Raw genomic sequence first — 14,955 nt, forward strand, 5'->3', positions numbered from 1 at the left:
GCGATATGTTTCTTGAAGTTCATGCATCTCAATTTGGATCAAGAAAAAATAGGTGATATATGACTACTTCATCTCTCCACAGCTCTTAAATTAATATAATGTGTTTGCTTGTAACCAAAGACCGGAGATGATTTTTTTAACATGTAAGAACGTACAACTTTTTTCAATCAGTTTTTGTGACTAGTGAAAGCAGCCTACCACTCTATCCATGAGCTAAGCAATCTGATGGGGAGAAAAAAAGCACTCTCCATACAGTTTGTTTGCCGCATGCTAGCCTTTAGGTTAATAAGGTATTTGCGCTTTTCTTAGGAGGTTCATGATTTTGCAAGTATCTAGATATCGAATTCTTGTTATTAATCCTGCTGTTACATCGACGAAATTTGGCGTATATGAAAATAATCTGCCTGTAATGGAACGAACGATTGCGCATGATAAAGAAATAATCGCTGAATTTCAATCAATTAATGAGCAAGATCATTTTAGAAAACAGATGATACTTGCTGCCTTAGACAAAGAAGAAATTAATCTTTCAAAAATAGATGCAGTGTGTGGAAGAGGTGGATTATTACGGCCAATCGAAGGTGGCACCTATACGGTTAATAAAGAGATGCTTGAAGATTTAAGAAACGGCTATAATGGTCAGCACGTCTCTAATTTAGGTGGTATCCTTGCCTATGCAATAGCCAGTGGTTTAAATATCCCTAGCTTTATTGTCGATCCAGTCGTAGTGGATGAGCTCGAACCGATTGCGAGAATATCAGGATCACCTTTGATTGAACGTAAAAGTATATTCCACGCACTAAATCAGAAAGCGGCAGCAAGAAAAGCTGCTACTGAATTAGGAAAAAGCTATGAAGAACTAAATGCCATTGTTGTCCATATGGGCGGTGGAATCACAATAGGTGTTCATAAAGATGGCAAAGTGATAGATGTTAACAACGGGCTTGATGGTGATGGCCCTTTTAGCCCAGCGCGTGCTGGGACCGTACCAATAGGCGATCTTGTGCGACTTTGTTTCTCAGGCGATTATTTCCGTGAAGAAGTAATGGGGAAATTAGTAGGACAAAGCGGACTTGTCGGGTATCTTGGCACCAATAATGCCATGATCGTAGAAAAAAAGATAGAACAAGGCGATAAGCATGCAGAGCTAGTCTATGAAGCCATGGCTTATCAGATAGCAAAGGAAATTGGTTCAGCTGCGACCGTGCTTTCCGGAAAAGTGGATTGTATTGTTTTAACTGGGGGTCTTGCCTATAGTAGACGTTTTGTTAACGGCATTTCCAAAAAAATCAGCTGGATTGCAGATGTGACTGTTCATCCGGGAGAAAATGAATTACAAGCGTTAGCAGAAGGTGCATTAAGAGTACTTGATGGCAGAGAGACAGCGAAGGAGTATTTAGGAAAACAGCTAAACGCTGTTAATGTGCACAGATGAAATGAAGGAGGGCTATTATGGCCAAAGAGTATGATCTCGTCATCCTAGGAGGCGGTACAGGAGGTTACGTCGCAGCAATTCGTGCAACACAGCTAGGCTTAAAAACAGCTGTTGTTGAAAAAGGCAAGCTTGGCGGTACCTGCCTTCACAAGGGATGTATACCTTCTAAGGCATTATTACGAAGTGCTGAAGTATTTACAGTCGCGAAAAAGAGTGAAGAATACGGAATAATGACTGGTGAAGTGAAACTAGATTTCTTGAAAGTTCAAGAACGAAAAACAAAAATTGTCGATCAGTTATACAGTGGCGTGCAACATTTAATGAAACAAGGGAAAATTGATATATATGAAGGAATCGGCCGTATTCTAGGTCCCTCTATTTTTTCGCCGATACCAGGAACGATTTCTGTAGAAATGAATGATGGCTCGGAGAACGAGATGCTACTTCCCAAAAACGTGATAATCGCGACCGGTTCAAGACCTAGAACACTCCCAGGTCTTGAGATCGACGGGCAATTTGTCCTTACTTCTGATGAAGCACTTCAACTCGAACAAATCCCGCAATCTATTATTATTGTAGGCGGTGGAGTGATTGGAATCGAATGGGCTTCAATGCTTTGCGATTTCGGTGCCGATGTTACAGTGATTGAATATGCTAATCGAATTATCCCAACTGAAGATGATGATGTTTCTAAAGAAATGCAGCGCCTGTTAAAGAAGAAAGGTGTAAAGATCATTACAGGAGCAAAAGTGTTACCAGAAACGTTAAATAAATCAGAGACAGCATCCATTTCTGCAGAAATCAATGGTGAAACGAAGGAATTTTCAGCTGAAAAAATCCTAGTGTCCGTAGGTAGAACAGCAAATGTTTCTGGGATTGGAATAGAGAATACAGAAATTATCGTGGAAAAAGGCTTCATTAAAACGAACTCATATTATCAAACAAAGGAATCACATATTTATGCGATTGGTGATTGTATCGGCGGCTTACAACTTGCCCATGTAGCTAGTCATGAGGGAATAACAGCGGTAGAACATATCAAGGGAGATGATCCAGCGCCGATTGACTATTCCCTTGTATCCAAGTGTATCTATTCAAGTCCAGAGGCTGCTAGTGTCGGCTATACGGAAGCTTTTGCAAAGGAAAACGGATACGAAGTAAAAGTTGGGAAATTTCCTTTTAAAGCAATTGGCAAGGCGCTTGTATACGGACAATCGGATGGATTTGTCAAAATCATTGCAGACAAAGCAACGAATGATATTCTTGGTGTGCATATGATTGGGCCACATGTAACAGATATGATCACTGAAGCTGGATTAGCCCGAGTACTTGATGCGACACCTTGGGAAGTCGCGAAAACGATTCATCCACATCCGACGCTGTCAGAGGCAATTGGCGAAGCAGCGTTAGCAGTAGATGGCTTAGCACTTCACTTATAAGTAGTTTGGTGAAATAAAATAAATTTTTAAATATGAGTTTTAATGTCTAGCTATAGTAGCCAAAACCTACGAGGTTACAAGCCAAACAATTGGATGAGAAGGGTGATCACCACCTATTCGGCCTGTTTGTCATATGCTAATATTTAGGTTATTCACGGCGCTTTTAGCTTTTCTAAAGAGGAGGTAAAAAAATGGTTAAAAATCGTCATAAAGAGTTAGGGATAAGTGATGAGAAGGTACTTGAAATGTATAAGGTAATGTTGTTATCACGGCGTATTGATGAGCGGATGTGGCTTTTAAATCGTTCTGGTAAAATTCCATTTGTTGTGTCATGTCAAGGACAAGAAGCGGCCCAAGTGGGTGCAGCCTTTGCTCTCGATCGTGAAAAAGACTATATCTTACCCTATTATCGAGATGTAGGTGTGGTCTTAACATTCGGAATGACAGCAAGAGAGTTGATGTTATCAGCCTTTGCTAAGGCAGAAGATCCAAACTCGGCCGGACGACAAATGCCAGGGCATTTTGGACAGAAGAAAAATCGAATTGTAACGGGTTCATCACCTGTTACAACCCAGGTTCCACATGCCGTTGGAATTGCTTTAGCTAGCAAGATGGAAGGTAAAGATTTCGTTACGTTTACAACTTTTGGCGAAGGCTCTTCCAATCAAGGTGATTTCCATGAAGGAGCGAACTTTGCAGGTGTACATAAACTTCCAGTTATTTTCATGTGTGAAAACAATAAGTATGCCATTTCCGTGCCGATTGAAAAGCAGTTCGCATGCGAAAATATCTCAGACCGTGCGATTGGCTATGGGATGCCAGGGGTTACCGTCGACGGAAATGACCCATTAGCGGTATATCGTGCTGTTAAAGAAGCAGCAGACCGCTGCCATAGAGGGGAAGGACCGACCCTTGTTGAAACGGTTTCGTATCGGTTAACTCCGCATTCAAGTGACGATGATGATAGCAGTTACCGTACTTCAGATGAAGTGGCCCAAGCAAAAACGAAAGATGCAATCATCACATTTGGTGCTTATTTAAAGGAAATCGGCCTATTAAATGACGAACTTGAAAAGCAAATGGATGATGACATTATGAAAACGATCAACGAAGCAACGGATTATGCCGAAAATGCACCATATGCAAAAGCAGAAAGTACACTAGACTACGTATACGAAAAGTAAGGGGGAAATGGGATGCCGGTAATTTCATATATTGATGCTGTTACAACAGCAATACGTGAAGAGATGGAGCGAGATTCACGCGTATTCGTCTTGGGAGAAGATGTTGGGAAAAAAGGCGGCGTGTTTAAAGCAACACATGGTTTATATGATCAATTTGGTGAAGGACGAGTGATTGATACTCCACTTGCTGAATCGGCTATAGCAGGTGTCGGAATTGGTGCAGCTATGTACGGAATGCGACCGATTGCCGAAATGCAGTTTGCTGATTTCATTTTGCCTGCAGTCAATCAAATCATTTCCGAGGCGGCAAAAATTCGCTATCGTTCTAATAATGATTGGGACTGTCCAATCGTAATCCGTGCCCCTTATGGCGGTGGTGTTCACGGGGCACTTTATCATTCGCAATCGGTTGAGGCCATTTTTGCCAATCAGCCTGGATTGAAAATTGTTATGCCATCAACGCCTTATGATGTAAAAGGATTATTAAAAGCAGCAATCAGGGATAATGACCCAGTGCTTTTCTTTGAACATAAACGTGCGTACCGTCTGATCAAAGGTGAAGTCCCTGATGATGATTATGTATTGCCAATTGGAAAAGCAGATGTGAAACGGCAAGGTGAAGATATTACAGTGATTACATACGGACTTTGCGTTCATTTTGCCCTTCAAGCTGCTGAAAAATTAGCAAGTGATGGAATCTCTGTACATGTACTAGACTTACGAACGGTTTATCCATTAGATCAAGAAGCAATTATAGAAGCAGCAGCGAAAACAGGGAAGGTATTGCTGATTACAGAGGACACGAAAGAAGGAAGCATCATGAGTGAAGTGAGTGCGATTATTGCAGAAAACTGTTTATTTGACCTTGATGCACCAATTATGCGACTCGCAGGTCCAGATGTTCCAGCAATGCCATATGCTCCAACGATGGAAAAATATTTTATGGTCAATCCGGATAAAGTAGAAAAAGCGATGAGAGAGCTTGCTGAATATTAAGGGACATCAGTAAGGAGGGTAAGAATTATGACAATCGAACAAATGAAAATGCCTCAGCTTGGTGAAAGTGTGACAGAAGGCACAATCAGTAAATGGCTAGTTAAACCGGGTGATTCTGTAAACAAATATGAGGCAATTGCCGAAGTGATGACTGATAAAGTGAACGCGGAAATCCCATCTTCTTTTACAGGTGTGATCAAAGAATTAAAGGCTGCAGAGGATGAAACATTAGCGGTTGGCGAAGTGATTTGTTCAATTGAAGTTGAAGGTAGCGAAACACAAGCAAACGAAACCATCCATAGTGAAGATAAAAATGAGGAAACAACACAAGTAGTAGCTGGTGATGTAAGTATTTCAAAAGCCCGATATTCTCCAGCAGTATTAAAAATATCACAGGAAAATGGCATTGATTTGCATCAGGTCAAAGGAACTGGAAAAGAAGGTCGGATTACGAGGAAGGACCTGTTAAAGCTGATTGAATCAGGCAATATACCTAAAGCGGCTGAAAGAAAATCGGCTTCAAATCAACCATCAGTCTCTGTACCTGAACTAAAGCAAGGTTCGCTTCAAACTACACAAGCTCCTGCTATTCATACTGCAGTGGGAGACATTGAAATTCCTGTCAATGGTGTTCGTAAAGCAATTGCAGCAAATATGCAAAAAAGTAAACACGAGATACCACATGCTTGGATGATGGTAGAAGTGGATGCAACAAATCTAGTTCGCTATCGTGAATCAATAAAGCAGGAGTTTAAGCAAAAAGAAGGCTATAATTTAACCTATTTCGCATTCTTCGTAAAAGCGATAGCGCAAAGCTTGAAGGAATTCCCTGAAATCAACTCGATGTGGGCAGGAGATAAGATTGTCCAGAAAAAAGATATTAATATCTCCATAGCTGTTGCGACAGATACGGCTTTATTCGTACCCGTTATTAAACATGCTGATGAAAAAACAATCAAGGGGATTGCCCGGGAAATCACAGAGCTTGCTCAAAAAGTTAGATCTGGCAAGATTACATCCGATGAGATGCAAGGTGGTACGTTCACGGTCAATAATACTGGTTCATTCGGCTCAATACAGTCAATGGGGATTATCAACCATCCACAAGCAGCCATCCTTCAAGTCGAATCAATCGTAAAACGACCTGTTATTATTGATGGAATGATTGCCGTTCGCGATATGGTTAACCTTTGTTTATCATTAGATCATCGCATTCTCGATGGCCTCGTTAGCGGAAGGTTCCTTGCACGGGTGAAGGAAATTATCGAAACAACGACTCCGGAAAATACAACTATTTATTAATGATTAAAGTCGGTTCAAGAAATACTTGAACCGACTTTTTTTGTGCGCAGGATATAGTTATCAACTCGATGTGAGTGTTGGCTATAAGCTGTGGGATATACGAACCATTAGCCAAAAAGCAAGGGTAATTCCATGAATCGTTTCTTGGTTTTAACGATCTTTATTAGAAAATACTTATAAAATGACGTCCAAAGTATTTGTCGAAAAAACGTTAAATCGCGAACTTTGAAGATACGTTCTAAAAACCCGAAGGCAGTAACTTTAGCTATCTACAGAAACATGTAGAATAGTACCTCTATCAGTAACATATCTTTTCTATTTGACAACTAGGCTGATGACTTTCCTAAAAACAGGATATCGTTTTCGAAATTCTCCACATACATAACCTATGCTCATCAACATTAGCGAGTATTGTACCTCTCACAAAAGTTAGAAATTAATTCTATAATAAGTGTCAAAAAAGCCAGTGAAGATGTCTTTCACATCCTAAGTTGACTCGATTCTCCGTTACTCACCGTATTTATAGCATACGTTCGATTATGCGAAATTTCATTGCATGGATCTGCTCGGCTCATTTTTACTTTCCACATTGAACAAGTCATAATCTAAAAAATCCACCAACCTAGAAAGTATGGATAAATTTTAGATTATATGGAAAAAGCTTATCACTATCTCCAGGATTGTTGACTATTAACTTGCTGAAACATATCGTTAATGGGAAGAAAAATTAGAAGAAGGAGATTGTACATGAAAACTGCTATTGGCATTGATATTGGAGGAACGAAAATAGCGATTGGTGTCGTACAAGAGGATGGAAACGTCCTAACAACACATGAATTTCCGACCAAGGTTGAATATGGTCCAGATTACGCTACAGACTTGATTACTTCGTGTGTGAGAGAATTCATGCAACAATTCCCAGCCATTAGAGGAATAGGTATAGGTGCCCCGGGTCCGCTAGACTCGAGACAAGGAATCGTACTAAATCCACCCAATCTAAAATCGTGGCATGGTTATCCAATAGTACATAAAATTGATAGCGTTTTCGGAGTGCCGGTAAGAATTTTGAATGATGCCGATGCAGCCGCGTTTGGAGAGTACTTTTTTACTTATAGAGATACATATAAACATGTCCTCTATGTAACAGTTAGCACTGGCATTGGTGGGGGAATCATAATAAATGAGTCGTTATATGAAGGTGCCCTATCTGGTGCTGGTGAAATTGGGCATAGCGTAATCCAGCCTGAGGGTCTCGTTTGTGGCTGCGGCAAAAAAGGGTGTTTGGAGACACTTGCATCTGGGACTGCTCTGAACCGTATTTGGAAAGATAGAATGGCAGCAGAAGGAAAGCCAGTAGATCCTAATTGGAACAGCAAAGATCTTTTTGCTCAATTCCATGAAAATGACCATATTGCCCAATTGGTTATTGAGGAAGCTTCCACTCATTTAGCATTGGGGCTCAGCCAAGCAATACAAGCGCTGAATCCTGAGCTACTCATATTAGGTGGTGGAGTTATCATCGGACAGCCAGTATTTTATAAAATGGTTAGTGAAAAACTACCAAATTACCTTTTAGACCAACATAGTCAATTACTAAAGATAGAAAAAGCCAGTCATGGTGCATTAGCAGGAGTAAAAGGAGCTGCGGCTACGATCCTGTCGAAGGATTGAGATATAGGAGGGAAACAAAATGGAATCTAAGACTACTGCGCATATTATTTCTCACTCCCACTGGGATCGGGAATGGTATATGTCTTTTGAAAAGCATCGTTACTACTTAGTAAAGTTAATGGATACACTAATCGATTTGTTTGAAAAGGGAGAAGATTTTCAGAGTTTTCACTTGGATGGACAAACGATTATTTTAGAAGATTATTTCCAAATTCGTCCTGATAAAAAAGAAATAGTTAAGAAGTTAATACAAGAAAAAAAGCTTCATATTGGTCCTTGGTATGTGTTACAAGACGCATTCTTAACAAGCTCAGAAGCGAATGTCAGAAATATGTTGTACGGTTTACAAGATGCGAAGGAATACGGTGCTGTGTCAAAGTTAGGGTACTTCCCGGATACATTTGGTATTTACGGACAAGCACCTCAATTGCTTCTGCAAGCTGATATTAAAACGGCTGCGTTTGGGAGAGGTGTAAAACCAACAGGCTTTAATAATATGGTGAGCGATACGAAAACATTTGAATCGCCATATTCAGAACTTAAGTGGGAGTCGCCAGATGGTTCGGCTGTGCTTGGAGTATTGTTTGCGAATTGGTATTCAAACGGCAATGAAGTACCTGTAGATAAAGAGAGTGCTAAAACGTATTGGGAAACAAAGCTAGCTGATGCTAAGAAATATTCTTCAACGCCACATCTTCTTTTCATGAATGGGTGTGATCATCAACCAGTTCAAGTGGATATAGGTGAAGCAATCAAAGTGGCTGAAGAACTTTTCCCAGATACTACATTTATACATTCTAGTTTTGATGAATATTTAGAAGCACTTCAGCGCTCATTACCAGAACAACTCCAGACGATTTCAGGTGAATTGCGAAATCAACTGACAGATGGATGGTCAACGCTTGTAAATACAGCCTCTGCTCGAATTTATTTAAAGCAGATGAATCAAGAGAGTCAAACACTATTAGAAAAAGTGGCTGAGCCACTATCTGTGTTTTCATATTTACTTGGTCATGAATATCCACGTGATTATTTGCGTTATGCATGGAAAACTTTGATGGAAAATCATCCACATGACAGTATTTGCGGTTGTAGTGTAGATGAAGTACATCGAGAAATGGTAACTCGTTTTGAGAAGGTTCAGCAGACTGCAGAAACTATTATCGAGGAAAAAGCCAATGAAGTTGTATCTCATATTTCAACGAAACAAAGTGGTGTTGATGAGGATATGATTCCAGTTGTCGTTTTTAACACATCAGGAAATACACGAGATGCGGTTATCGAAAAGGAAGTTGAACTAGAAAAAGTCTATTTTTCAGAGATGCCTTTTTCAGAGATTCCAAATTTTCTTCGTTCGAAGGATTTACCTAGTATTCATTTGGTTGATAAGAATGGCACGGAACATGTCTGTAAAACAGAGGATCTTGGTATTCGGTTTGGATATGACCTACCTGAGAATGGTTTCCGACGTCCATATTATGCAAGAACGATCAAATTAACATTCCTAGCTGAATCTCTTCCGGGCTATGGGTATAAAACATATTATATTAAACTTGCCACAGAAACGAACTTGAATGAACAGCCATCGATTAATCGAAGTGCTCATGAAATGGAGAATGAATATGTCCATTTATTGATTCATGAAAATGGTTCGTATACATTGACTGATAAAGAGACTGGGAAAGTATTCGGAAATCTAGGAATCTATGAAAATAGCGGGGACATCGGTAACGAATATATGTTTAGGAAACCGAATGGTGAAGTTCCTCTTACTACGAAAGATTTGAAAGCACAGATAAGAGTAGTTGAAGACCATTCATTACGCTCTGTTATAGAACTTGTTCATGAGTGGGAGATTCCAAAAGAAGCCGATGAACAATTTCAACAAGAAAAAGAACGATTAGTTTGGCATAAGGACAGACAATCAGGTCGATCTTCTGAAAATGTAACCATTCGTTTAATTACACATATTCAGTTAGATCGAAAAGCAAAGGGACCTTCTGTTAAGGTTACAATTGAAAACCAAGCAAAGGATCATCGTTTACGTGTGCTTTTCCCTACTGATTTAGCTACGAATGAACATTATGCAGATAGTATTTTTGAAGTAGTAAAGCGTCCTAATACACCTGAAAGAGAGTGGGAGAACCCTAGCTTTGATCATCATCAACAGGCTTTTGTAAGTGTAACAGACGGAGAGCATGGGATGACAATTGCGAACAAAGGATTACATGAGTATGAAATCCTTGAGGAACAACAAACTATAGCCGTTACGATTCTGCGTTCAACTTCTGAATTAGGCGATTGGGGTCTATTTCCGACACCAGAGGCTCAATGTATCGGAACGTACCAAGCGGAGTGGATGGTTATCCCTCATAAAGGGACAGTGGTTGAATCAGAGGCATTCAAAGAGGCCTATGACTTCCAAGTGCCTGTGATTGTTGTGCAAACAGATGTGCATGAGGGGATACTTCCAACCGAAAAGACATTTTTCACTTGGGAAGGTAAATCTTTAGCAATCTCATCTATCAAGTTAGCGGAGGAAAGAGATGACGTAATTGCTCGATGGTTTAACACATCTGAAAAAGAAACAATGGTCATTGCTCAACCAATGCAAGGTACAACTAGTTATAAGAGTACGATCATTGAAAGTGTGAAAGAGCAGTATGAAAATACGCAAATTCAAGAAAAAGTAAAACCGTTTGAAATTATTAGCCTTGGTTGGCAAGTGAAGGAGTGAAGGAAATGATTACTGAGACTACAATCCCACAATCACTAACACAATTAATTGATAAGGTGAAGGAACATTTTCCTGAAGATAAAAAGCTTCAGGAAATGTTTGAACAATGCTTTGTGAATACGTATGAAACAACATTAAAGCCACAAGAAGATGGAACAACATTTGTTATTACAGGTGATATACCAGCAATGTGGTTAAGAGATTCTGCTGCCCAAGTACGCCCATATCTACTTGCTGCTGAAGAGGACGAAGAAATGGCGAAACTAATTGAAGGTGTTGTCCGCCGTCAAATGAACTATATCGTTCATGACCCATATGCAAATGCATTCAATGTAATTGCTAATGGAAAAGGCCATCAAGAGGATAAAACGGATATGTCCTCAATGACATGGGAACGTAAATATGAAATTGACTCACTTTGCTATCCGATTCAACTTGCTTATCTTTTATGGAAGTCAACTGGAAGAACATCCTACTTTGATGGCACATTTATAAAAGCATTAAACCAGATCTTGCATGTTTGGAAAGTTGAACAAAATCATGAGGATGAATCAACATATAGCTTTGAAAGAATGGATGTAAGACAATCAGATACTCTGAACAGAGATGGAAAAGGATCTAAAACTGTGAGAACAGGAATGACTTGGAGTGGATTTAGACCAAGTGATGATGCTTGTTTATATGGTTATTTAGTACCTGCAAATATGTTTGCGGTCGTAGTACTAGGTTATGCGTCAGAGATTTGTAAAGAAGTTTTAAAAGATGAAAGTCTTGCAACACAATGTGAGCAACTAGCTTCTGAGATAAAAGAAGGAATAGAAAAATTTGCCGTGTTAGAACATCCGATTTATGGAGATTTATATGTCTATGAAACAGATGGAATGGATAGGTATCATCTTATGGATGATGCGAACGTTCCTAGTTTACTAGCGGCTCCATATCTTGGCTGGTGCCAATTTGATGATAAAACCTATCAGAATACTCGTAACTTTTTATTAAGTAGGGATAATCCATACTTTTATGAAGGAAAAGTGGCCAATGGAATTGGAAGTCCCCATACACCGGATCATTATATTTGGCATATTGCATTAGCAATTGAGGGGATGACATCTACAGATGTTTCTGATAAAAAGAGAATTTTGGAGATGATGAAGCAGTCAGATGGAGGAACTGGATTTATGCATGAGGGCTTTAATGCAGATCAACCAGAAGAATTTACGAGAGAGTGGTTCTCATGGGCAAATTCGATGTTTAGTGAATTTGTATTAAGTTTATGTGGTTTTGCAGTTAAAGGAAGTCCGCTTTATAAAAAGCTACAAGAAAACAGCATATAAGTTAAGAAACATTACCGCATCTTGGTTGTTACAGAGGTTGGAAAAAAATAATCTTAATAACAGGAGTGGGAATTTGTTGAAAATTAGATATGGTCTTATCACTGCGTTCTTAAGTTTGCTTATAGTGTGTGTACTTCCGATTACAGGTTTTGCAAAACAGCCGGAATCATCTTATTGGTATCCTGGAACATTATTAAAATGGAGTCCAAAAAGTGATCCTGACGCTGTATATAACAAAAGTACTATTCCATTAGCTGATAGGGAAGTTGTTTTCAGTGTAAATGAAACGTCACAGTCAGAAGCAAAATTGGTTGCATTATCGGCATTAAATCCCAACACGAGTGGGGTCCCATCTCAAGGTGGAAATGAATTTTTTGCCAATACTTTTAGCTACTGGCAGTATGTTGATTTAATGGTGTATTGGGCGGGTTCTGCTGGAGAAGGAATTATTACTCCTCCAAGTGCTGATGTAATTGATGCTTCTCATAAAAATGGCGTTCCAATCTTAGGAAATGTTTTCTTTCCCCCAACAGCTTACGGGGGACAAGCGCAATGGGTAGACCAAATGCTTGTACAGCGTGAGGATGGATCATTTCCTGCTGCTGACAAACTGTTAGAGGTTGCTGAATATTACGGATTTGATGGCTGGTTTATCAACCAAGAAACAGCAGGTGGAAATAGAGAAACTGCTCAAAAAACAAAACAGTTTTTAAAATATCTTCAAGATAATAAGCCAAAAAATATGCAAATTATGTGGTATGACTCAATGGTTGAAAGCGGAGCAATTAGTTGGCAAAATCACTTAACAGATCGTAATAAAATGTTTTTGCAAGATGGTAATGACAAAATTTCCGACAGTATGTTTTTAAATTTCTGGTGGACGAATCAACAATCATCTCATGATAAGGCACTAGAAATTGGTAGAAGTCCATATGAACTATATACTGGCATTGATGTCGAGGCAAATGGAACGAACACAAACATTCCATGGAAAGGCATTTTCCCAGAAGGACAAAAACCATTGACTTCATTAGGGATTTACCGTCCAGACTGGGCTTTTAAAACAACTGAAACAATGGAAGCGTTCTATCAAAAAGAACAGGAATTCTGGACTGGAAAAGCTGGGGATCCTCGCAAGACTGGTGAAAATGGAGACTGGAAAGGGATGGCTCACTATTTTGATGCAAAAACGGCCGTTCAAGAGCTTCCGTTTGTGACCCACTTTAATACAGGTAGTGGGAAATTCTTTGCAGTAGATGGTGCTATACAAAGTAAAGAAGAATGGAATAATCGTAGTTTACAAGATATTTTACCTACATGGCGCTGGTTAAAGGATAGCGAAGGAGAACCTCTAGATGTTAACTTCGATTGGGATACAGCATTTTACGGTGGAAGTTCTTTGAATGTTTCTGGAAACTTAACGAAAGAAAATGCCACACATGTGAAGCTTTATAAAACGAATCTCCTAGTTGAAAAAGATACTGAGATCTCGGTAACTTACAAAACTGATATGAAAAAGCCTAACATGAAACTTGGTGTAAGCTTTGTAAATCAGCCTGATGATTTTGTGTTTTTTGATGTTAAGAAAAAGAGCCGAAATCAATGGATGAAAGAAACAGTTAAATTAAACAAGTATAAGGGAAAACGAATTGCGACGATTTCTCTATTCTTCGAAAGTGATAAAGCAATTGAAGATTATCAAATTAACATCGGAGAAATTAAAGTTACAAATAAACATAGCGATAAAGAAATCCCAGATATACCAAAGAAAGTTCAGGTGAAAAATCCAACTTTCAATGAAGGACTATATACGGATTTAGAATTATCATGGGAGTCTGTGGAAGGTGATATTCAGCATTATGAAATTTATCGCACTCTTCCTAATAAAGAAAAGGAATTTATCGGGGCAGTTCCAAATAAAGCTTACTATATTTCGAACTTACGAAGAAGTGGTAAGGAAACAGCAACTTCCCTAGAAATTGTAGCTGTAACGACTGATTTTGTTCGAGGTGAAGCTGCGAAGGTCAAGTTTAAATGGCCTGCATACCCACAACCAAAGGCAGACTTTAAAGTAAATCAAACAGTTGTAGCACCAGGTGAAAAAATCCAATTCTTTAACAATTCATCAGAAGCGACAGAGGAAGTTCAATGGCAGATTGAAGGTGGGACACCTACAGTAAGTACTGAGCATAATCCAGTTGTAACGTATGAAGAAGAAGGGGTGTACTCCGTTACCCTGATCGCTAAAAATAGCGAGGGAGAAGACGTTCTTACAAAAGAAGGCTTTATTACAGTTTCAAAAGATGCAAAAAACATTACGAACGTTGCACTGAATAAAACTGCAACTGCTAGTGGACAATGCTCTCCTTCTGAAGGACCAAAGAACGCGATTGATGGGAATGTAACGAATAATAGTAAATGGTGTGCCATTGGTACAAATCATTGGTTAAAAGTTGATTTTGGTGAGGCGATTAATTTATCAAAATTTGTTGTCAAACATGCCGAAGCAGGCGGAGAGCCAGCAGCCTTTAATACAAGGGCATTCACAGTTGAGATAAGTCTTGATGGGGAAAATTGGACGAAAGCCGTAAATATCACAAATAATACAGCTGCTATTTCAGAACATCCCATTTCAACGACAAAAGCTCAATATATTCGCTTATCTGTCCAACAACCAACACAAGGTGGGGACCAAGCGACAAGAATATTTGAATTCGAGGCATATGGATATTAAGTATGATAATCGGAAATGGGGTTATTCCCCCTTTTTGTGGGAAAGTGGCGGGGCTTCGCAAAATCAGCTCCGCACCGCCACTTTCATTAGGTAATACAGTTTTTAGAACCTGAGAACCTTTTT

At 39.3% G+C, this 14,955-nt stretch carries 9 protein-coding genes; all 9 read left to right on the top strand.

The genetic code is table 11. The features are described 5' to 3' along the window. Positions 1-322: 322 nt before the first annotated feature. The 9 genes from buk (at position 323) to ACIQZI_RS05395 (ending at position 14,832) form a co-directional block, all read left to right on the top strand. The gene (gene buk / locus ACIQZI_RS05355) at positions 323-1,435 is read left to right on the top strand and encodes a butyrate kinase (RefSeq protein ID WP_403070239.1); all 1,113 of its coding nucleotides are present in this window, start codon (positions 323-325) and stop codon (positions 1,433-1,435) included. A 17-nt stretch (positions 1,436-1,452) separates the two neighbouring features. Beyond that, complete coding sequence (lpdA, locus tag ACIQZI_RS05360; protein WP_403070242.1) at positions 1,453-2,874, top strand: dihydrolipoyl dehydrogenase; 1,422 nt, start codon at positions 1,453-1,455, stop codon at positions 2,872-2,874. A 191-nt stretch (positions 2,875-3,065) separates the two neighbouring features. Then, positions 3,066-4,058: a thiamine pyrophosphate-dependent dehydrogenase E1 component subunit alpha gene (locus tag ACIQZI_RS05365; protein WP_062178200.1), complete on the top strand. Its 993-nt coding sequence runs from the start codon at positions 3,066-3,068 to the stop codon at positions 4,056-4,058. 12 nt (positions 4,059-4,070) lie between these two features. Then, a complete protein-coding gene (locus ACIQZI_RS05370) occupies positions 4,071-5,054 on the top strand; it encodes an alpha-ketoacid dehydrogenase subunit beta (protein WP_403070246.1) in 984 nt (327 codons plus the stop codon). A gap of 27 nt (positions 5,055-5,081) precedes the next feature. Beyond that, complete coding sequence (locus ACIQZI_RS05375; protein WP_403070249.1) at positions 5,082-6,356, top strand: dihydrolipoamide acetyltransferase family protein; 1,275 nt, start codon at positions 5,082-5,084, stop codon at positions 6,354-6,356. A gap of 747 nt (positions 6,357-7,103) precedes the next feature. Continuing rightward, entirely contained in the window at positions 7,104-8,027 is a 924-nt protein-coding gene (locus ACIQZI_RS05380) for an ROK family protein (RefSeq protein WP_403070252.1), read from the top strand. Positions 8,028-8,046: 19 nt separating this feature from the next. After that, on the top strand, positions 8,047-10,764 hold the full coding sequence (locus ACIQZI_RS05385) for an alpha-mannosidase (RefSeq protein WP_403070255.1): 2,718 nt from the start codon (positions 8,047-8,049) through the stop codon (positions 10,762-10,764). Positions 10,765-10,769: 5 nt separating this feature from the next. Continuing rightward, positions 10,770-12,098: a glycoside hydrolase family 125 protein gene (locus ACIQZI_RS05390; RefSeq protein ID WP_403070258.1), complete on the top strand. Its 1,329-nt coding sequence runs from the start codon at positions 10,770-10,772 to the stop codon at positions 12,096-12,098. A 73-nt stretch (positions 12,099-12,171) separates the two neighbouring features. Beyond that, positions 12,172-14,832, top strand: a complete 2,661-nt coding sequence (locus ACIQZI_RS05395; RefSeq protein WP_403070261.1) for an endo-beta-N-acetylglucosaminidase — start codon at positions 12,172-12,174, stop codon at positions 14,830-14,832. Positions 14,833-14,955 lie beyond the last annotated feature (123 nt).

Source organism: Peribacillus sp. NPDC096379 (assembly GCF_044762875.1).
Classification (GTDB): domain Bacteria; phylum Bacillota; class Bacilli; order Bacillales; family DSM-1321; genus Peribacillus.

What these genes read in the sequence shown, in the direction of transcription:
- lpdA (WP_403070242.1), top strand. Translation starts at nt 1,453, where the DNA reads ATGGCCAAAGAGTATGATCTCGTCATCCTAGGAGGCGGTACAGGAGGT.
- ACIQZI_RS05370 (WP_403070246.1), top strand. Translation starts at nt 4,071, where the DNA reads ATGCCGGTAATTTCATATATTGATGCTGTTACAACAGCAATACGTGAA.
- ACIQZI_RS05385 (WP_403070255.1), top strand. Translation starts at nt 8,047, where the DNA reads ATGGAATCTAAGACTACTGCGCATATTATTTCTCACTCCCACTGGGAT.
- ACIQZI_RS05365 (WP_062178200.1), top strand. Translation starts at nt 3,066, where the DNA reads ATGGTTAAAAATCGTCATAAAGAGTTAGGGATAAGTGATGAGAAGGTA.
- ACIQZI_RS05390 (WP_403070258.1), top strand. Translation starts at nt 10,770, where the DNA reads ATGATTACTGAGACTACAATCCCACAATCACTAACACAATTAATTGAT.
- ACIQZI_RS05375 (WP_403070249.1), top strand. Translation starts at nt 5,082, where the DNA reads ATGACAATCGAACAAATGAAAATGCCTCAGCTTGGTGAAAGTGTGACA.
- ACIQZI_RS05380 (WP_403070252.1), top strand. Translation starts at nt 7,104, where the DNA reads ATGAAAACTGCTATTGGCATTGATATTGGAGGAACGAAAATAGCGATT.